General features: G+C 65.5%; 18 protein-coding genes and 2 pseudogenes. 12 read left to right on the plus strand and 8 right to left on the minus strand.

Annotated elements, in window-relative coordinates:
* Window positions 1-67: 67 nt before the first annotated feature.
* From CK486_RS16000 to CK486_RS16010, 3 genes are read left to right on the plus strand one after another with little or no spacing between them, the layout of a single operon-like run.
* Complete coding sequence (locus tag CK486_RS16000) at window positions 68-448, plus strand: RidA family protein (RefSeq protein ID WP_095941312.1); 381 nt, start codon at window positions 68-70, stop codon at window positions 446-448.
* Window positions 449-498: 50 nt separating this feature from the next.
* Entirely contained in the window at window positions 499-1230 is a 732-nt protein-coding gene (locus tag CK486_RS16005; RefSeq protein WP_095941313.1) for a hypothetical protein, read from the plus strand.
* A 44-nt stretch (window positions 1231-1274) separates the two neighbouring features.
* Complete coding sequence (locus tag CK486_RS16010) at window positions 1275-1634, plus strand: type IV secretion protein Rhs (RefSeq protein WP_095941329.1); 360 nt, start codon at window positions 1275-1277, stop codon at window positions 1632-1634.
* A gap of 75 nt (window positions 1635-1709) precedes the next feature.
* Here CK486_RS16010 and CK486_RS16015 read toward each other — a convergent pair whose 3' ends face one another.
* On the minus strand, window positions 1710-2714 hold the full coding sequence (locus CK486_RS16015; protein ID WP_095941314.1) for a TerC family protein: 1005 nt from the start codon (window positions 2712-2714) through the stop codon (window positions 1710-1712).
* 202 nt (window positions 2715-2916) lie between these two features.
* Here CK486_RS16015 and CK486_RS16020 point away from each other — a divergent pair, with 202 nt between their 5' ends.
* Complete coding sequence (locus tag CK486_RS16020) at window positions 2917-3864, plus strand: L-threonylcarbamoyladenylate synthase (protein WP_095941315.1); 948 nt, start codon at window positions 2917-2919, stop codon at window positions 3862-3864.
* Here CK486_RS16020 and CK486_RS16025 read toward each other — a convergent pair whose 3' ends face one another.
* Entirely contained in the window at window positions 3865-4164 is a 300-nt protein-coding gene (locus CK486_RS16025; protein WP_095941316.1) for a hypothetical protein, read from the minus strand.
* 78 nt (window positions 4165-4242) lie between these two features.
* Window positions 4243-5163 carry a LysR family transcriptional regulator gene (locus CK486_RS16030; protein ID WP_095941317.1) on the minus strand — a complete coding sequence of 307 codons (921 nt, stop codon included), beginning with the start codon at window positions 5161-5163 and terminating at the stop codon, window positions 4243-4245.
* 98 nt (window positions 5164-5261) lie between these two features.
* Here CK486_RS16030 and CK486_RS16035 point away from each other — a divergent pair, with 98 nt between their 5' ends.
* From CK486_RS16035 to cysD, 3 genes are read left to right on the plus strand one after another with little or no spacing between them, the layout of a single operon-like run.
* Window positions 5262-6701, plus strand: coding sequence for an NADP-dependent isocitrate dehydrogenase (locus CK486_RS16035; protein WP_095941318.1), 1440 nt, complete (start codon window positions 5262-5264; stop codon window positions 6699-6701).
* Window positions 6702-6711: 10 nt separating this feature from the next.
* Entirely contained in the window at window positions 6712-7521 is an 810-nt protein-coding gene (locus CK486_RS16040) for a DUF6671 family protein (protein WP_095941319.1), read from the plus strand.
* A 22-nt stretch (window positions 7522-7543) separates the two neighbouring features.
* Window positions 7544-8464 (plus strand): sulfate adenylyltransferase subunit CysD, encoded by a 921-nt coding sequence (gene cysD, locus CK486_RS16045; RefSeq protein ID WP_256574448.1) that lies wholly within the window; start codon window positions 7544-7546, stop codon window positions 8462-8464.
* On the opposite strand, the gene CK486_RS16050 is transcribed toward cysD, so the two are convergent.
* Genes CK486_RS16050 through CK486_RS16070 form a run of 5 tightly spaced genes read right to left on the minus strand, consistent with a single transcriptional unit; the run spans window position 8455 to window position 14170 of the window.
* Window positions 8455-9240, minus strand: coding sequence for an ABC transporter substrate-binding protein (locus CK486_RS16050; RefSeq protein ID WP_095941321.1), 786 nt, complete (start codon window positions 9238-9240; stop codon window positions 8455-8457). The two genes, cysD and CK486_RS16050, sit on opposite strands and share 10 nt — an antisense overlap.
* Window positions 9241-9297: 57 nt before the next feature.
* Complete coding sequence (locus tag CK486_RS16055; RefSeq protein ID WP_095941322.1) at window positions 9298-10488, minus strand: MFS transporter; 1191 nt, start codon at window positions 10486-10488, stop codon at window positions 9298-9300.
* A 49-nt stretch (window positions 10489-10537) separates the two neighbouring features.
* Window positions 10538-12316 carry a lyase gene (locus CK486_RS16060; protein WP_095941323.1) on the minus strand — a complete coding sequence of 593 codons (1779 nt, stop codon included), beginning with the start codon at window positions 12314-12316 and terminating at the stop codon, window positions 10538-10540.
* Window positions 12309-13259: an NAD-dependent epimerase/dehydratase family protein gene (locus CK486_RS16065; RefSeq protein WP_095941324.1), complete on the minus strand. Its 951-nt coding sequence runs from the start codon at window positions 13257-13259 to the stop codon at window positions 12309-12311. The genes CK486_RS16060 and CK486_RS16065 overlap by 8 nt, the downstream gene beginning before the upstream one ends.
* Window positions 13247-14170 carry a bile acid:sodium symporter family protein gene (locus CK486_RS16070; protein WP_095941325.1) on the minus strand — a complete coding sequence of 308 codons (924 nt, stop codon included), beginning with the start codon at window positions 14168-14170 and terminating at the stop codon, window positions 13247-13249. Before CK486_RS16070 ends, CK486_RS16065 begins: the two co-directional genes overlap by 13 nt.
* Before the next feature lie 202 nt (window positions 14171-14372).
* Between CK486_RS16070 and CK486_RS18365 the strand changes: the two genes are divergently transcribed.
* The 5 genes and pseudogenes from CK486_RS18365 to CK486_RS16090 all read left to right on the plus strand — a co-directional run bounded on the left by CK486_RS18365 (window position 14373) and on the right by CK486_RS16090 (window position 19777).
* Window positions 14373-14720: a hypothetical protein gene (locus tag CK486_RS18365; protein WP_256574446.1), complete on the plus strand. Its 348-nt coding sequence runs from the start codon at window positions 14373-14375 to the stop codon at window positions 14718-14720.
* 131 nt (window positions 14721-14851) lie between these two features.
* The gene (locus CK486_RS16080; protein ID WP_095941326.1) at window positions 14852-17089 is read left to right on the plus strand and encodes a bifunctional diguanylate cyclase/phosphodiesterase; all 2238 of its coding nucleotides are present in this window, start codon (window positions 14852-14854) and stop codon (window positions 17087-17089) included.
* Between the two features lie 16 nt (window positions 17090-17105).
* Window positions 17106-17786, plus strand: a pseudogene (locus tag CK486_RS18560) (PAS domain-containing protein); the annotation flags it as partial.
* Between the two features lie 345 nt (window positions 17787-18131).
* Window positions 18132-18692 (plus strand): annotated as a pseudogene (locus CK486_RS18565) (methyl-accepting chemotaxis protein); the annotation flags it as partial.
* Window positions 18693-18769: 77 nt separating this feature from the next.
* A complete protein-coding gene (locus CK486_RS16090; RefSeq protein WP_256574447.1) occupies window positions 18770-19777 on the plus strand; it encodes a DUF5924 family protein in 1008 nt (335 codons plus the stop codon).
* Window positions 19778-19970: the final 193 nt, after the last annotated feature.

Consider the following 19970-nt stretch of genomic DNA (forward strand, 5'->3'; position numbering starts at 1 on the left):
AACCGCGAGCCGGCCCTACACTGATTTGATTTCCGCTGCGTCCACGCAGCCCCAGAAGGAGCATTGCATGAGCAAGACCGTCATCACCTCGCCGAACGCCCCGGCCGCCATCGGCACCTACTCCCAGGCGATCAAGGCGGGCAACACCGTCTACCTGTCCGGGCAGATTCCGCTGGACCCCAAGACCATGGAACTGGTGGAAGGCTTCGAGGAGCAGACCGTGCAGGTCTTCGAGAACCTCAAGTCCGTGATCGAAGCCGCCGGCGGCAGCTTCCAGGACGTGGTCAAGCTGAACATTTTCCTCACCGACCTCAGCCACTTCGCCAAGGTCAACGAGATCATGGGCCGCTACTTCCAGCAGCCGTACCCGGCCCGTGCCGCCATCGGTGTCGCCGCGCTGCCGCGTGGCGCCATGGTCGAGATGGACGGCATCCTGGTTCTGTCCTGATGCTTGCGCGGGCGCCTCAGGGCGCCCGCTGCACTTAAGAGGTGCCGATCATGCGCATAGCCCTCAGCCTGCTGACCATCAGCCTGCTGCTCGGCGGCTGCAGCCAGTCCCGCTCCCCCGACGGCATCTGGATCAACCAGGATGCCATCCGTGCCGCCCAGCAGAGCGGCAAGCTGCGCGAAGCCATCCTTGCCTACGGCCCCAACCTGGAATGGCAACTCGACAGCTCGCTCAACCGGGCGCGCTTCGGCAATGGTTTCGAGATCGCCGAAGGCTCGCTGCGGCAGGAGAAGGACGGTAGCTGGCGCTTCGACCTGAGCGAAGAACAGCATCAGTTCCTGTACCCGCGTGGCGCGCAGCTGGAGCAGGGCGCCAGCGACTTCTTCCCCAAGCAGATGTTTGCCCGCCCGACCATCAAGGTCGAACCTGCCGCACCGCTGGGCAGCAGCTTTGAGCGCAGCCTGTATGCCGCCGTGCTCGGCGGCCAGTGGCAGATCATCGAGGGCCCGGGGCAGGGCGGCTTGGTGCACTTCCACCCCGATGGTCAGGTCGAAGGCCTGCCCGGCAGCGAGCGCTATGCCCTGTGTCTGGCCGGTGACTGCGCCGATATGGCCGGTGAACACGACAGCCTGTGGCTGCAACTGGGCGATCAGGGCCGCGAGTGGCTGTTCCGTCTGGAAGGCGATGAACTCAGCCTGTTCGAGGCCATCAACTTCGCTGCGCCCGACGAGAAGCCCAACTACCGTCCCGGCGCACGCCGCTGGCTGCTGGAACGCGATTGACGCCTCGCGGTCATATCGGTCATAACTGCCGCGAGAACCGCCTCATGCGCCTGCCACTGTTGTGCTGCCTGCTGCTCAGCTTCGCCGCTCACGCCGAACAACGCCACTACGATGACAGCGGACGCTATCTGGGACGCACCGACGATGACGGGCGCTCCTACGACAACAGCGGCCGCTATGTCGGGCGGCAGGACAGCGATGGACGTCGCTACGACGACAGCGGTCGCTATATCGGACGTGAAGATCAGGACGGCCGCCAGTACGATGCCAGTGGCCGCTACACCGGCCGCGCGGACGGCGATGGCCGGCGCTACGACTCCAGCGGGCGCTACCTGGGCCGTGAAGACGACGACGGTCGCCAGTACGACGACAGCGGCCGCTACACCGGGCGCAGTGACGACTGAGTCCGGACGGACATAGCCGGTGCCCAGAACGAACAAGGGCCGCTATCGCGGCCCTTGTTTTTTACCCTCTACCCGTTACGCGGCGGGCTTGTCGTGACTGACAGCTGCAGCCTCACCGCGGGTCTTGTACAGCGAGAGCAGTACACCACCCACCAGCAGGCCAATGGTCACGCTCAGCGACACAGCCGCCGGGATCTTGCCGATGATACCCACCAGGAAGATCTTCGAGCCGACGAACACCAGAATCAGTGCCAGCGCGTATTTCAGGTAGGCAAAACGGTGGATCAGCGCAGCCAGGGCAAAGTACAGGGCGCGCAGACCCAGGATCGCGAAGATGTTCGAGGTGTAGACGATGAACGGGTCCTGGGTGATGGCGAAGATCGCCGGCACGCTGTCCACGGCAAACACCAGGTCAGCACACTCGATCAGGATCAGCGCCAGGAACAACGGGGTCACCCACAGCACGGTCTTGCCCGAAGCATCCGGCTGGCGCACGAAGAAGCGCTCTTCATGCAGACGATCGGTAACCCGCAGGTGACGACGCAGCCATTGCACGAACTTGTTGTTTTCCAGATCCGGATGGTCATCCACCTTGGAAAACAGCATCTTCACACCGGTCAGCACCAGGAAGGCACCGAACACGTAGAGAATCCAGCTGAACTCGGTGACCAGCGCTGCACCCAGACCAATCATGATCGCGCGCAGCACGATCACGCCCATGATGCCCCAGAACAGCACCTTGTGCTGGTACTGCCGCGGGATGGCCAGGAAGCTGAAGATCAGCGCCATGACGAACACGTTGTCCATGGACAACGATTTCTCGATCAGGAAACCGGTGAGGTAATCCATGCTGGCGTCTCCGCCTTTCTGGAAGAACACCCAGACGGCGAACAACAGACCCATGGAGATATAACCCGCCGAAAGCAGCAGGCTTTCTTTGATGCCGATCTCATGGTTGTCGCGATGGAGGACACCGAGATCGAAGGCCAGCAGGGTAATCACTACACCGAGGAAGACCAGCCACAACCAAGTGGCCGTGCCGAGGAAGTCGGCGAAGAGAAACGTTTCTAGGGCAGTCATGGAGCCCCTCCTTACAGTCGAAGTTGTACAGACTGTGACTCCGACATCGCGGTAATAACCGCCAGAGGGGCCCGGTGTCACGCCGCACAGGATATTGATACCCAGCAAAACGCTCAAGTTTTCAGCTTTTGCAAAGTATTACCTCTGGCGTCTCCAGCTGGCTAAGCGACAATAGCCAACTTTGCAATAAGCGTAATCAAGCATGCCGACATTCACCACCGACCTCGACCTCGCCTGTGACCGCCTCAGAACCGGCGAGCTGCTGGCCCTGCCGACCGAGACGGTCTACGGACTGGCGGCAGACGCGCGCAACGATGCGGCCGTGGCCAAGGTGTTCGCCCTCAAGGGCCGGCCCAGCAGCAACCCGCTGATCGTGCATCTGGCCGAGGCGGCGCAGGCCACTGACTGGGCCGCCGAGATACCGCAGGCGGCACGCCGGCTGATGGAGGCTTTCTGGCCCGGCCCGCTGACTCTGGTGCTGCCGGCCCGTGATGATATCTCCCGCGCGGTGACTGCCGGACAGGACAGCGTGGCCCTGCGGGTACCGGCCCACCCGCTGGCGCGCGAGCTGCTGCAACGCTTCGGCGGCGGCCTGGTGGCGCCCTCGGCCAACCGCTACATGTCGATCAGCCCGACCAGCCCGGCCCACGTCCGGCAACAGTTCGAAGACAGCGACCTGCTGATCCTCGATGGAGGGCCCTGCGCGGTCGGGCTGGAATCGACCATCGCCGGCCTGTTGCCGGGCGAGCCGCCGCGCCTGCTGCGCGAGGGCATGCTCACCGCCAGCCAGATCGAAACGGTACTGGGCGAACCACTGGCCCGCGGGGAAGCCGGCGAGCTGCGCGTGCCCGGCCAGCATCACCGGCATTACGCCCCGGGCACCCCGACTCAGCGCTTCCAGCAGGCTCCGTCCAGCGCGCTGCAGGACCCCCGCTGCGCCTGGCTCTGGTGTGGCGACGCGCAACCGAGCGCGGGGCCGGCACTGAATCTGGGCAACGACCCCGAGCGTTATGCCCAAGGTCTGTATGCGGCCCTCTACGAGCTGGACAACCTGGGCCTCGACCGCCTGCTGATCCAGAACCCACCCGAGGGCGAGGCCTGGGCCGCGGTGCACGACCGCCTGGCCCGCGCCAGCCGACCGCTGGACTGATCAGGCCACCTGACGACTGGCCTCCTGCTGGCGGGCATAGAGATGCCAGGCCTCCGGCGCCAGCGCGTCGATGGCCGTATCCACGTAGGCATAGGCCGCCGGGATGCCATCCCCGCTGCGGAACAGGCGCAACTGCAGGGCACTGAGAGGAAGTCGCGGATCGGTCGGCACCTCGATCCAGCAGCACACCTGCTTGCTGACCAGCAGGTACTCGGCCTTGAGCAGGCGAAAGCCCTGCGGCAGTTGCAGCTCCAGCCCGTCAGGGCCGGTGGGAATCACATGCTTGTGAACGGTTTTCATGGCATGGCTCCTTGGTTCTTGCACAACCTCAGACTGACGAAATCAGCCCCGGCAGACCAATGGTTTTATGCCATCGGATCAATTGCTGATCAGCAATGAATCACCTTCACGGACGAACTCACTGAAGGCCGCGGCCACCGGCGACAGCGCCTTGCCCCGCCAGCGCACCAGATACCAGCGGTTGGGGATGGGGAACTGCTCCACCTCCAGCTCCACCAGATTGCCCGGCGCGGTATGCACCAGGGTATGCCGCGACACGATGGCAATGCCCAGTCCGGCCGCCACCGACTCCTTGATCGCCTCGTTGCTCTCGATGGTCATGCGCGGTCGCAGGCTCCAGCCGAAGCGGGCAAAGTGCTCTTCGATGGCCCGGCGGGTGCCCGAACCGGTTTCCCGACTGATGAACGGCTCCTCGGCCAGGTCCTCCCAGCGCAGTCGTTTGCCGGCCAGGCGATGCGCGGCCGGAGCGATCACCACCAGCGGATTGTCGGCCAGCGGCGTGGCGACGATGTCCAGGTGCTGCGGCGGCTGGCTGAACACATAGAGATCATCGAGATTGTCCTGCAGACGGCGGATCACCTCGGAACGGTTGGCGATGTTGAACTGCACCTCGACCTGCGGGTAGCTGCGGCAGAAAGGCCCGAGCAGGCGCGGCACCAGATACTTGGCCGTGGTCACCACGCCCAGCCGCAACTGGCCGGCCGTCAGCCCGCGCAACTGGCCCAGGCGCATTTCCAGACGGTCTAGGGCATCGAACAGCTCGCGGGTGCCCTGCAGCACCTCGCGGCCGGCATCGGTCAGGTGCAGGCGCTTGCCGATCTGCTCGAACAGACTAAGCCCCAGCGCCTGCTCCAGCTTGCCGAGCTGGGTCGACACCGACGGCTGGGCCAGGTGCAGGGCATGCGCTGCCTCGGTGACGCTCAGCCGCTCGGCCACCTCGCGGAAGATTTCCAGCTGGCGGAAGGTGGTCTGGCGGGTGTGGAAACGGGATCTATCCATCGTCTTTCAGCAATGCTCCAGCCGATTAAATTCTATTATCAACAATCGATCTTGCTAACCAGAATAGCCTCGAACCCACCGCACTGACGAGGCGCATCATGCACAAGACTCCTATCACCGTGGCCTACGGCGACGGCATCGGCCCGGAAATCATGGAAGCCACCCTGCGCATCCTCGATGCCGCCGGCGCCGCCATTGCGCCGGAGGTGATCGAAGTCGGCGAAGCCGTGTACAAGCGCGGCGAGCTGGCCGGCATCGCTCCCGAGGCCTGGGAATCCTTGCGCCGCACCAAGGTCTTCCTCAAGGCGCCGATCACCACCCCGCAGGGTGGCGGCTACAAGAGCCTCAACGTGACCACCCGCAAGGCGCTCGGCCTCTACGCCAACGTCCGCCCCTGCGTGGCCTACGCCCCCTTCGTGCAGACCAGGCACCCGACCATGGACCTGGTGATCGTGCGCGAGAACGAGGAGGACCTCTACGCCGGTATCGAGCACCGCCAGACCGACGAGGTGTTCCAATGCCTCAAGCTGATCAGCCGCCCCGGCTGCGAGCGCATCGTCCGCTACGCCTTCGACTACGCCCGCCAGCAGGGCCGGCGCAAGGTCAGCTGCTTCGTCAAAGACAACATCATGAAATTCACCGACGGTCTGTTCCATCAGGTATTCGATGAAATAGGCCGCGACTACCCGGACCTCGAGCAGGAAACCTGGATCGTCGACATCGGCGCGGCCAAGCTGGCCGACACCCCGGAGCAGTTCGACGTGGTGGTGATGCCCAACCTCTACGGCGACATCCTCTCCGACGTGGCCGCGCAGATCGCCGGCAGCGTCGGCATGGCCGGCTCGGCCAACATCGGCGAGCAGTGCGCCATGTTCGAGGCCATCCACGGCTCGGCGCCGCGGCGCGCCGGGCAGAACCTGGCCAACCCGTCGGGCCTGCTGCAGGGCGCCGTGCAGATGCTGCTGCACATCGGCCAGGGCGAGGTGGCCAGCCGGGTGCAGAACGCCTGGCTGCGCACCCTCGAGGAGGGGCTGCACACCTACGACATCTTCGACCCGGCCCACAGCCGCCAGAAACTGGGCACCCGCGAATTCGCCGACGCCGTGATCGCCCGCCTCGGCCAGCGCCCGGAGCAGCTGCGCGCGGTGGACTACCCGGCCGACAGCCGCCTGCCACAGCGGCCGCTGCCCGAGCGCCCGCCGGCGCACAAGCAACTGGTCGGCGTCGATGTGTTCCTGCACCAGCGCGAACGGCCGGCCGCCGAACTGGGCAACCGGCTGCAGACGCTGGCCAGCCCGGGCCTGCCGCTGTCGGTGATCACCAACCGCGGGGTCAAGGTGTGGCCCAACGGCTTCGCCGAAACCACCTGCGTCGATCACTGGCGCTGTCGCTTCCTGGCACCGGCCGGGCAGTCGGTGGACTTCGCCGATCTGCTGGCCCTGCAGACACGCCTGAACCTGGCCGGCTTCGAGCCGATCAAGACCGAGAACCTCTACACCTTCGACGGCGAGCCCGGCTACGCCTCGGTACACGGCTGAGGAGGCTCCCATGAAACGCCTGACGTTTCTCACCTGCCATCACAAGGCGCCGCTGGTGGAGGCGGCGCTGGCCGGCAGCGGCTTCAGCGTCGAAACCCTCGACAGCCTGAACACCGACCGCTTCGGCACCTTCAGCCGGGAGTTCGAGCGCCGCGGCAGTGCGCATGAAACCGCACTGGCCAAGGCCAGACTGGCCGCCGACCACGCCGGCACCCGCTATGGTCTGGGCAGCGAAGGCAGCTTCGGCCGCGACCCCTACCTGGGCATGCTGGCCTGGAACAGCGAACTGCTGTGCTGGTGGGACCATGAGCGCGGCTATGCGGTGTATGCCAGTCAGGGTTCCAGCGACACCAACTACGCCCACCGCGAGGTGCGCAGTCTGGAAGAAGGGCAGGCCTTCGCCCGTGCCGCCGGCTTCCCCGAGCACGGGCTGATTCTCGGCCGTCCCGGCGAGCCCTGGTTCCGCAAGGGCCTGCAGCACGACGAAACCTTCGAAGGTCTGCTGCGCGAGGTGCTCGCCACGCAACCCAGCGTGTGGATCGAGTCGGACATGCGCGCCCACTTCAATCCACGTCGCCAGGCGGTCATCCGCCGGGCCGCACAACGCCTGGCCGATCGCCTGAGCCAGCACTGCCCGGCCTGCCAGGCACCGGGCTATGGCATCGACCATCTGGAACATGGCCTGCCCTGTCAGGCCTGCACCACGCCGACCGGGCAGGCTGCCCGCGAACACTGGCTGTGTCCGGCCTGCGGACACAGCGACACCCATGAGCGACCCAAACAGGCCGACCCCATCCACTGCCCCAGCTGCAATCCCTGAAGCCATGACAGCCAACCCGATGATGCATCCCGACCGCATGACCCACCTGCGTGCCCTGGAGGCCGAATCCATCCACATCCTGCGCGAGGTGGTGGCGGTGATGCGCAACCCCTGCCTGTTCTACTCCATCGGCAAGGACTCCACCGTCCTGCTGCACCTGGCCCGCAAGGCCTTCTTCCCGGGGCCGGTGCCTTTCCCGTTGCTGCATGTGGATACCGGCTGGGAGTTCGGCGAGATGGCCGTGTTCCGTGACCGCCTGGCGGAAAAGCTGAAACTGGATATGCGCGTGCACATCAACCCGGACGGCGCGCGTCTGAACATCACGCCCTTCTCGGTGGGCTCGGCCAAGTACACCGATGTGATGAAGACCGAAGCGCTCAAGCAGGCGCTGGACCAGTACGGTTTCGATGCCTGCTTCGGTGGCGCGCGGCGCGACGAGGAAAAGTCCCGGGCCAAGGAGCGCGTCTGCTCCTTCCGCGACAACCGCTACCGCTGGGACCCGAAGCAGCAACGCCCGGAGCTCTGGCAGCTGTACAACACCCGCGTGCAGCCGGGGGAAAGCCTGCGCGTGTTCCCCCTGTCGAACTGGACCGAGCTGGATATCTGGCAGTACATCCATCTGGAGAACATCGAGATCGTCGACCTCTACCGCGCCGCCGAGCGGCCGGTGGTGGAGCATGAGGGCACACTGATCTGCATCGACGACGAACGCATCGTGCCGCACCTGACCGCCGCCCAGCGCGCCGGCATCCGCAAACGCTGGGTGCGTTTCCGCACGCTGGGCTGCTACCCGCTGACGGGCGCCGTGGAGTCCACCGCCACCGATGTGCCGCAGATCATTCAGGAAATGCTGATGACCCGCACCTCGGAACGTCAGGGGCGGATCATCGACCACGATCAGGACGGCTCGATGGAGAAGAAAAAGATCGAGGGCTATTTCTGAGCCTGGGCCGGCTGTAAACCGTAGCGGGTCAGAATGGCGGCGACCTCGCCACGGCGCTGCAGCTCGCCGAGGGCCCGGTCGAAGGCCTCGAAGGCATCCCGGCTGACCCGCGCCCGCGACAGGCCGATCCCATAGTGAATGGGCTGTACCGTGCCCGCTTCGCGGACATTCTCCAGCTGCAGCTGCTGCTGGAGGTACAGCGCCACGTCACGGTTCATCAGCACCGCTCCGCGCGCGCCGTAGCGTCCGGCCGCCAGCTTGCGCAGGACGCGGGGATTGTCGGTTTCCATCTCCATCGTGGCATCTTCGGCCTTCTTGAGCAGCTCCTCGAGAATCATGGCCGTACCCGAGGGGCCGTAAACTCCGATGTGATAGCCCTTAAGATCCGTCGCCTGGCGGTAGACCAACGCACTGTCCTGCCCGGTAAACAGGCTGTAGTGCGCCGTCACCAGCATGCGGCTGATATGAAAGTAATACTGGCGCTGAGGGTTATCGACCACAGTGAAGATACCCTCGACCTTACCCTCCTCGGCCAGACTCAAGGCCCGGCGCCAGGGCAACACCTCGACGCTGCAGGCCTGCTTCAGACGCTGGCAGGCAAGCTCGATGATCTCCACGAAAGGTCCGGCACCCTGAGCCGCCGGCCCATCCAGTGCAACCCGCTGTCCCTCCAGCGGATAGGTGAACGGCGGAAAATCCTCGGTGACAAAACGCCAGGGCTCGGCCTGTACCTGTAAAGTGCACAGAACCATGAGGATAAAAAAACACAGGCGCATCGCGGAATCCCTCCACTGTAACGCCTACAGCATAGGTGCTAAGGCGCAGGATGCCGCTCAGCCATAGGCGCGCAGACGGACCAATCGCCAGGCCGCCAGAGTGAACAGCAGGGTCAGGCTGGCGCCGCAGAGCAGCAGGCCGGTACTGGCCGGCAGCAGCTCCAGCAGCAGCCCGGCGCCGAGCCCGCCGGCGGCCGGAATCACCTGACTGGTCACGGTGTACAGGCTCAGCAGACGGCCGCGCAGGGCTGGCTCGCTTTCATGCTGCAGCAGCGCCACGATCAGGCTGACCGCCAGGCCCGCGCCCATGCCGTTGGCGCCGAGGCAGAGCAGGGCGCCAAGCAGGCTCTCCTGCAGCCCCAACAGGCTCAGGGCAACGCCACTGAGCACGGCAGCGACCAACAGGCTGCGACCCTGACCGAAGCGCCGCGCCAGCGGCAGCGCCAGCGCGCCACCGAGCAGCAGCGCCAGCGCCAGCGCACCGAGAAACAGACCGCGGCCCATCTCGGACAGCATCAGCGTCTGCTGGGCAAAGCGCGGCAGCATCACCTGAATCGGCCCCATGGCCAGATAGATCAGCACCGCCGTGAGCAGCGCCTGCGCCAGCAGCGGCGTACCCAGGGCGTAGGCGAATCCCTGGCGGATACGCGCCAGCACATGGCCCTCCCCGCCCAGCGCCGGCACCCTGAGGCCCAGCAGCAGCGCGCTGGCGAGCATGAACAGCGCCAGACCGCTGGCCTGCACCGCCGGCCAGCCGCCCTGGGTGCGGGCCAGTGCCAGCAGCAGCGGCGCCAGGCCGAAACCGAGCATCACGAGGGCATTGAACAGCACCGCCAGCTTGGCCTGACGCTCACCGGCCAGCCGACCGAGCAGAGCCATGCGCGCCGGCGCCAACAGCGACCAGCCAATACCGGCACAGGTGGCACCGAGCAGATAGAAGCCCACGCCCCAGTGCTCGCTGCGGCTGGCCGCCACCAGCCAGAGCAGGGCGGCGAGAAAGGCGCCGTGGGCGATCTGCGCGATGCGCTGCGGCGAATGCTGATCGCACCAGGCACCGGCCGGCCAGCCGAGCAGCAGCGGCACGCCGAAGCACAGGGCAAAGCCGGCGCCGGCCAGGGCATCGCGCCCCCAGACGTCCTGGGCGTAGAGGATCACCGTGTAGTTGGTCAGGTGACCGGCGAGAAAGCCGGCCAGACAGGCCACGAAGAAACGGATCAGGTCCCAGCGGCTGTAGGGAGATGCAGACAAGACAGGTACTCCGGAAGGCGGCGGCCCGGGGCAGGCCGCCGCGAAGGCCTCACTGGCCCGGCTTGAGCTCGATCAGGGTCGGCTGACCGTCCTCGATCTGCCAGCTGGGGAAGGCGCCGTTGCTGGTGAACACCCGGCCGTCGGCGGCGATCTCGATGTCGCGGGTGAACGTCACCTTGCGCGGCATGGGGAAGGTGCGCCACTGGCCGCTGGCGATATCCAGACGCATCAGGTTGTCCGAAGCGGTGCCGGTGACCCACACCTGCTGGCGGGCGCGGTCGACGTTGAGCGAGTAGGGCGTCTCGGCGCCATTGAGCGCGGTGGGCAGCGGGTAATCCTTGAAGCTGCCGTCAGCCGGGCGATAGCGGACGATCTTGGCCTCGGGGAAGGCAGCGATCCACACATCGCCCACGGCATCGGCGCGCAGGCGGCGCGGGCCCTGGAACGGCGTGTCGATGACCTGCACGCTGTCGGTCTTGGGATCGATCACGCCGATGGAGTCGGCATGCAGGCGGGCAAACCACACCCGGCCATCCGGCGCCACGTCGATGCCGTAGGGCAGCGGCATGCCGGTCACGCGCTTATCCACCGGCAACCAGTGCATCGGCATGCCCCAGTTCATCAGCTTGCGCACCACGCCATTGAGCGCCAGACCCACTTCCTCCTTGGTGCTGCGCGCCGGCAGCCCGTAGGTGCGGAAGCTCTTGGTCTGGCGGTCGAAGCGGCCGACCTGGTTGGACAGCGCCAGGGTGAACCAGACGTTGTCCTGCGCATCGATACGCACGGTGTGCGGGTACAGACCGTCATCGAAGTAGTGGGTGGTGAAGGTCTTACTGACCGGGTCGAACTCGAACAGGCGCTGCTGCAGCGAGGGCGTGATGAAGATGTGGCCATCCTTCGGCGACTCGGCGAAGGAGTGGATACCGGCGGTGGTTTCCAGCTTGGGGTAGGTCTTCAGCCGGCCGCTGAACAGCCCGCCGATCTCGTCGCCCTCGTCCACCGGCGTCTTGTAAACCACGGTCTGGCCGGTCCCAGGGTCGATCTCCCACAGGCGGTCCTGCAGGTTGTCGCCGACATAGATCTTGCCGCTGCTGTGCAGCAGCAGGTCATGCATCTGCGAGAAGGGGTCGCCGATCGGCCACTCGCGCACCTGGGCACCGGCCAGATGGGTTTCCCACGGCTTGGCGCGCAGGACTTTCTCCGGGTGCTGGCGCAGGTCGGTGTAGCCCTTCTGGAACACCTCGATGAGTTTCGGCTGGTGCTCGCTGGACGGACGCGCGCCATAGCCGATCATGCGTTCCATCACCTGCTGCCATTCTTCCTCGCTGCGCTCGCGGCGCATGAAGAAGCTGCCCTGCTGATGACAGAAGCTGCACTGCTCCATGGCGGTTTTCTTCAGCGATGCGTCGCCGCCGAAATCCAGCGCGGCAAACCAGGCGTTGGCCGGCTGCTGGGCAGCCAGCGCGGCCGGATCGGTCTCGGCAGTGAGGCGCAGCTCCAGGGTGGCATCGGCGCTGACACCGGCCTGGCTCAGGTCCTTATAGCCCGGCACGCGCACGCGCAGATTCAGCGGCACGGCTTCCGGGTAATCGACCTGCACGCGGCCGTCGGCACCGGCGAAGGCGGTGATCTCCGGGCTGATGCGCTGTTCGGTACGCTCGCGTGGATAGCCGTTGTCGTCACCGGCGGCGCGCAGCGGGCGCTCGGCCTTCAGCGTGACCATGGCCAGCGGCAGAGGCGCACCGGCGGCATCCCGGATACTTACCTGCAGGGCCTGAGCGGGCAGGGCCGCGGCAGTGAGGGCGAGGGCAACAACGGCATTACGCATGCGGAACTCCCTGGGCATCGAGAAAGGCGATAAAGGCTTCGCGGCTGGTGTAGCGCGGGGTGTAGCCGAACTCTTCCTTCAGACGGCGGTTGGCCAGCACCGGGCGGTAACGCAGGAAATCGACCTGCTCAGGGCCGTACTGCGACAGGCGCAGTGGCTTGAGCACGCGCAGCACGCCCTGGATCAGTCCGGCCGGCAGCGGGCGGTAGGGCTTGCGCAGGATCTCGGCGATCTCGCGCAGGCTCAGGGCACCATCGCCGGCCAGGTTGTAGATGCCACTGGCACCTTTCTCCAGCCCTTTGCGGATGATGCTGACCACGTCCTGATCCCAGATGAACACGAAGCGGCTGTCGCTGCCCTGAATGCCCAGCACCGCGCGTTTCTTGAACATGTCGGTGATCTGGTTGTTGACCCGTCTGCCGAGGATGGTGCCCGGACGCAGAATCAGCTGACGCAGCTCCGGGTGATTGATCCGCACGCGCACCAGCAGCTCCTCGACCTCGCGCTTGTGCTTGGCATAGGCAAAGCGGGCGTGGCCACGCAGCGGGTCGTGCTCGTCGATCCACTCGGCGTTCTCCGGGTAGTAGCCGTAGGCCGCGCCGGAGCTGGTGACGATCAGCTGACCCACGCCATTGGCCACGGCCGCCTCGACAATGGCCTCGGTACCGCCGACATCAATGGCGTGCAGGGTCTCCTCGCTCATGCCCGGCGGCGGGCTGACCACCGAGGCCAGGTGGACGATGGCGTCCGGACGGCACTGGCCCACGACCTTGTGCACCTCGGCCCGCTGGCTGATATCCAGGTGCAGCGGATGGATGTTGTCGCGCGCCGTGATCTCGCGGATGTCGGCAGCAAACAGCTGCCAGTTGGGTTGCTGCACAGCCAGGTCACTGAGGACCTGCTGACCGATGAAGCCGGCGGCGCCGGTAATCAGGACGCGCATGGCTGTTCCTCCTTGGCGGTGCTCAGGTGGGGCGGATTACGCCGCCACAGAGCGACCAGCAACAGACCGGAGACGATGTGCCAGGTGCCCCACAGGGCGGCGATCAGCGCCATGTCCGGCTGGCCACCGAACTGGGTGAAGATCAGCCCCAGCGCCAGCCCCGAGTTCTGCATACCGACCTCGATGGTCAGCGCGCGGCGGTCGAAATCCACCAGCCCGAAGATGCGTGCCGTGCCCCAACCCAGCAGCAGGGCACTGGCGTTGTGCAGCACCACGATCAGCAGCAGCGGGCCGAGGCTGTCGAGCAGCAGGTGACGGTTGCCGATCACCGCCACCAGCAGGAAGCCGATGAAGGCAATCATGGTGAAACGCTTGAACCCCGGCAGGATGCGCGCGGTGAAGCGCGGCGCCAGGTTGCCCAGCAACATGCCCACCAGCAGCGGCGCCACCAGCATCAGCAGCAGGCCCTGCACGATGCCGCTGGCATCGACCTGCAGGGTGCTCATCTGACCGCTGAGAAAAGCCGCCGTGTCCGGATTGAGGCTGGAGGTCAGGGCGAAGTTGAACGGCAGGGTGATGATCGCCAGCAGGCTGGAAACGCTGGTGACACTTACCGACAGAGCCGTGTTGCCCCGCGCCAGATGGGTGATGACATTGGACAGATTACCGCCGGGGCAGCAGGCCACCAGCAGCAGCCCCAGCTCGATACCGGGCTTGAGGTCCAGCAGCAGCGTGGCCAGGAGCGTCGCCCAGGGCAGCAACAGGCACTGCGCCAGCAGACCGGTAAACACCGGCAGCGGCCGCCGCAGGACATAGGAGAAATGGCTCAGGCGCAGCTCCAGCGCCACACCAAACATCAGGCTGGCCAGCACCAGGCCCAGCCAGATCTGCTGGCTCTCGTCGTAATTCATCAGCTGAATATCCAGGGACAGGAAGACATGCCGCAGAGACTAGGCCAGTCGCGCCGCGGCCGCACTGGCAAGAACGGCCAGCGGGTGTGGCGATTACCGCCAGGGGTGCGACATCCTGACCTGGAGTCGCACTTGGGGTTTGCGCCGAGTCGTAATACCCTTACGAGGACTAAGCCTTTGGTCATTCCACAACTCAGCAGTCATGGCCAGCCACCTCCCCCCTCTACAACTGCTTTGCCTGGATATTCCTCAAGCCTGTCGTGCGCACGACCTGCTCGACGCGGCCGGCATCGATTGTCAGATCCTCAGCAGCCCCAACGCTTGCCTGTTGGCGCCACACTGTCGAGCCATCGAATCGGCCGAAACCCAGCGCCTGAGCCATTTGCAACAGGCCTTGCATGACACCGTAGCGACCTTGGAAAAAACCCGCCACGCATTCAAGTCCCGTGACCTGGCCGAGCTGCGCAAGCGCCTTGAAGTTCTTCTACAAAACTTGTCGGACACGGCAGCTTCGGGTAAAACGCCCGTAGAAGGTTCCGCCCCGGCCTGACGGTGGCGGAAGCCGGCTTTGCCGGGCAGGACGCATGGGCCTGTAAGACAGAGCGCTAGTGACATCCGTTGGATTGCCCCACGGATGTCACTAGCGCTTTTTTATTGCCCGCTAAAAAGTACGAGGAATGCATGGGCAGCCCCGAAGAACTTAAAGCGCTGTTGCGCAGCATTGGCCTGGACCATCAGGAAGTGCAAACGCGTCTGGACTTTCTGCAATGGAGCAGCGCCGACGCTGAAAGGCTGCAGCAGGGTATCGACTGGCTGGGTAATGCCCATGAAGATTTTGTCGATCAGCTATACAACCATCTCGGCAGCTTCCCCACTCCGGCCGGCCTGCTCCAGCAACCCGGCGTGCTGCAACGTCTCAAGGCCAGTCAGAAGGCCTACTACCAGCGCCTGTGGCGTGGCCCGCACGATGCCGACTACGTTCGTGAGCGACTGCGCGTGGGCTGGGTGCACGAACGTGTCGGCCTGGAACTGAAATGGTACCTGGGCGCCTACCGCCTGTACCTCGACCGGATGCTCACCAGCCTGTTCGATGGCCATGCCCAACACGAGCTGTTCGCCAGCCTGCTCAAGGCCGTGTTCTTTGACATGAGCCTGGCGGTGGATGCGTACAGCGCGACCCAGCGACAAGCCCTGGAAAGCAGCGATGCACGCTATGCCCGGGCCCTGCGCGGGGCTAACGACGGCATCTGGGACTGGCACATCGACCGCGACCAGCTGTACCTGTCCGAGCGCTGGGCCAGCATGCTCGGTCTGGCCCGCGACGAGTTGGGCGAGGGCAGTGCCGGCTGGTTCGCCCGCGTCCATCCCGAAGACTTGCCAGGTCTGCGCCTGGCGGTGCAGCAGCACCTGGGCGGCAATAGCCCGTCGCTGCAACACCAGTACCGCATCCGCCACCGTGAAGGACATTACCTGTGGGTGCTGCTGCGAGGAGTGCTCAGCAGCGATGAGCGCGGCGGGCAGCGTCTGGCCGGCTCGCAAAGCGATATCAGCCAGCACAAAGCTGCCGAACAGAACCTGCAGCATGCCGCCCGGCACGACCCACTGACCGGCCTGGCCAACCGCACGCGTCTGCAAGAGTTGCTTGCCCAAGCCCAGGAGCGCCGCCAGCGGCCCGGCGCCCGTCACACAGCACTGCTGTTCATTGACCTCGATCGTTTCAAGCTGATCAACGACAGCCTCGGCCACAGCAGCGGCGATCTGGTGCTGGTGGAAGTGGCACAGCGTCTCAAGCGCTGCCTGCGCCCAGGCGATCATCTCGCGCGCTTCGGCGGCGACGAGTTTGTCGTCCTGCTCGATGACCTGGCTCAGCTCGAAGACGCCGAACGGGTGGCCCAGCGCATGCTCGACGAACTGCACCTGCCGTTGCAGCTGGACGAGCGCCAGCTCAGCGTGAGCGCCAGTATCGGCATTGCCGGCCTTGGCGAAGCGGATATCGGCGACGACGTACTGCGCGCCGCGGACCTCGCCATGTACCGCGCCAAGGATGCCGGCAAGGCGCGCTTCGCCCGCTACAGCGCAGAGCTGCAGGAGCGTGCGGCACGGCGGCTGCAGCTGGAAAGCGCTCTGGCGCAGGCGCTGGAGCGCGGCGAATTCGACCTGCACTTCCAACCGATCTGCCGCCTGGAACGCGGCCATAACCGCGTGGTCGGCGTAGAGGCCCTGTTGCGCTGGCAGCATGAAGGCCGCTGGGTATCACCGGAGGAATTCATTCCGATTCTGGAAGAGTCCGGCGACATCCTCGCGGTCGGCGAGTGGGCGTTGTTCCATGCTGCCTGGCAGTGCATGTGCTGGCAGTGCGTGCAGCCGGGGCTCTACTGCGCGGTCAACCTGTCCAGCCAGCAGCTCAAGGTCAGCGACTTCGCGCGCCGCGTAGCTCGCATCCTCACTGAAACCGGGCTGCCAGCCAGCTGCCTGATCCTGGAAATCACCGAAAGCCAGCTGATGGAAGACAGCGCGCAGACCCTGGCCTGCCTGCGCGAGCTGGCCAGCCTCGGCGTGCGTCTGGCGCTCGATGACTTCGGCACCGGCTACTCATCGCTCGGCTACCTCAAGCGCTTCCCTCTGCACATCCTCAAGGTGGACAAGAGCTTCATCGGCGGCACCTGTCAGGACGAAGACCTGGCCACCATCAGTCGCGCCATCATCAAGCTCGGCCAGGGCCTGAACATGGCCGTGGTGGCAGAGGGCGTGGAGCAGAGCAGTCATCTGGACTTCCTCCGCGCCGAAGGCTGCGACTACGCCCAGGGCTACCTGCTCAGCCAGCCACAACCCGCCTGGCAGCTCGATCCGCTGCTACGGCAACAACCTGCCTACCTGCATCAGAGCCGCACCCCGACGCCAGCCGACTACTGCATCTGAACGAAGAGCCGGAACGATGAAAATAAACCTGCCCGTCAGCAACCGCTCCATCACCGTCAGTCCTAGCGCCAACATCCTCTCCACCACTGACCTCAAAGGGGTGGTCAGCTACGTGAATGAGGACTTTGTTGCCATCAGCGGCTTCAGCGACGAGGAACTGCTGGGAGTCAACCACAACGTCGTGCGTCACCCGGACATGCCGCCCATTGCCTTTGCCCACCTGTGGCAAACCCTGAAAAGCGGGAAAAGCTGGATGGGTCTGGTGAAAAACCGCTGCAAAAACGGCGACCACTACTGGGTCAGTGCCTATGTCACACCGGTGCGGCGCAACGGCGAAGTGGTGGAGTACCAGTCGGTTCGCACTGCGGCGACAGCGGAGCAGACGGCTGCCGCCGAACAGCTCTATGCCCGCCTGCGCGCCGGAGAGGCACAGCACTGCCTGCAACCGGCACGCCTGAGTTACAACGCACGCTTGCTACTGACCGGCAGCTTGGCCTGGCCGCTGCTACTGGCGGCCGGCGTGGCGCTCGGAGGCGTCACGCCACTGGCCGGTGCCAGCCTGGCCCTCGCCGGCGCAGGCCTGAGCGTGGCGCTGCTGGGCTGGCAGCTGGCGCCGCTGCGCCGTCTCGCGGCAAGGGCACGCTCGATCGGCGACAACCCGCTGAGCCAGACCCTCTACTGTGGCCGCCGCGACGAACTGGGCCAGATCGACTTTGCACTGCGCATGGCCGAAGCCGAAGCCAGTGCCGTGATAGGCCGCATCGGTGATGCCGCCGAATTACTGGCCGGACATACCGAAGAGCTGGCCGGACAACTGGCCGTCAGTCAGGCCAGCAACCAGCGCCAGCAGGGTGAAACCGATCAGGTCGCCACTGCCGTCAACCAGATGGCCGCCAGCGTGCAGGAGGTGGCCAACAGCGCCCAGCTCAGTGCCGTGGCCGCCGGTTGTGCCGATCAGGAAACCGTGCAGGGGCAGCAACTGGTCAACCAGACCAGCGCCACCATCAGCCGCCTTGCCAACGAGGTTCAGCAAGCCGCCAGCGTGATCCACCAACTGGAACAGCACAGCAGCGAAATATCCAGCGTACTGGAAGTGATCCGTGGCATCGCCGAGCAGACCAACCTGCTGGCCCTCAACGCCGCCATCGAAGCGGCACGCGCCGGCGAACAGGGTCGCGGCTTTGCCGTGGTCGCCGACGAGGTTCGCGGCCTGGCCTCACGAACCCAACAGTCCACCGCCGAGATCCAACGCATGATCAGCGCCCTGCAGGAAGGCGCCCATGCCGCCGTGGCGGTGATGCACAGCAGCCGCGAGCAGGCCGGGCAGAGCGTGCAGCAAGCCAGCGAGGCCGCCCAGGCCCTGCTCGGCATTGGCACACGGGTCAATCAGATCACCGACATGAGCGTACAGATCGCCGCTGCAGTCGAGCAGCAGAGCGCCGTCAGCGAAGAGATCAACCGCAACATCACACGCATTCGCCAGGCCGCCGACAGCAATGTGGTCGCCGCCGAACAGAGCCAGATCGCCGCCCATCAGGTGGCCGGCCTGGCGCAGTCGCTGCGCCTGCTTGCCGAGCAGTTCTGGCACCGTCGGCAGGCCTGAAAAAGCACTGACGGGAAAGCGGTTCTCAGGACACGGAGGGGCCAGTATCCTGCACGCTTTTGCCCAGGCCCCCTGTCGTGACTGCTCTGAAACAACGGCTGTTTGCCCTGCTTGAACTGATCCAGCGCCATCCGCGGGCCATGGCGTTGTTCGGTTTCTGCTCGGGCCTGCTGAGCTTCTTCCTGGTCGACCGGCAGATCCGCGTGGCCAAGGTGGTGGCCGTGCTGATGCTGGTCAGCTGGCTCTGGCTGATGCTGGAGAACCTGCTGCGCAGCCAGCTGCAGCGCTGGTTCAACTGGCACCTGCCGGCCGGGCTGCTGCGTTACCTGACGCAGATGATCCACCAGGAAAGCCTGTTCTTCGTCCTGCCCTTTGCCTTCATCACCACCAGCTGGAACAGCAGCCAGGCGCTGTTCACCGGCCTGCTCGGCGCCTGTGCGCTGATCACCATCATCGACCCGCTGTACAACCAGCAACTGGCCCCCCGGCGCTGGCTGTACCTGATCTTCCACAGCCTGACCCTGTTCGCCCTGCTGCTCACGGCACTGCCGATCATCTTTCACCTGTCTACCGCGCAGAGCTATCCGCTGGCGCTCGGCGTGGCCATGCTGCTGTCGTTCGCCAGTCTGGTGGTGGTCCTGCGCGAACAGCGCTGGCGTCAGCGTGTGGGTCTGCTGGCCCTGACCCTGGCTCTGGGCGTAGGGGGCTGGTATGGCCGCGCGGTGGTGCCGCCGGCCAGCCTGTGGCTGACCGAGGTGGCAGTCAGCAACGACCGCCAGGGCCGCCAGGCCGCCGGCAAGCTCAAGCAGATCAGCCAGACCGAACTCAGGCGTACCGGCCTGTACGCCTTCACCGCGATCAATGCGCCACGCGGTCTGAAGGAGCGCATCTTCCACGTCTGGCTGCATGAAGGCCGTGAGGTCGACCGCATTGCCCTCAACATCAGCGGCGGCCGCGAAGCCGGCTACCGCGCCTGGACCCGCAAGCAGCGCTTCCCGACAGAGGCCGTCGGCCGCTGGCAGGTCAAGGTGCTGACCGAGTCGGGACAACTGCTCGGCACCCTGCGGTTCAGGGTGACCGAGTAGACAAGGGTACTGCCGCCCTCCCTATGCGCAACGATTCCGTTCGCCCTTCTGGCAAGGGGCGTTTGGCGCGCTTATAACCTCGCGAAGAAGACAAGGCTTTGAACTGCCTGATTCGGACTCTCAGGCAGCACTAGGTGCCCCTTTCGTCCGGCTGAGAGCAGTCGTTGTGTAGAGGGGTAAGCCGCAGGGAGCG

The organism is Pseudomonas sp. HAR-UPW-AIA-41, from assembly GCF_002304225.1.
GTDB lineage: Bacteria > Pseudomonadota > Gammaproteobacteria > Pseudomonadales > Pseudomonadaceae > Aquipseudomonas.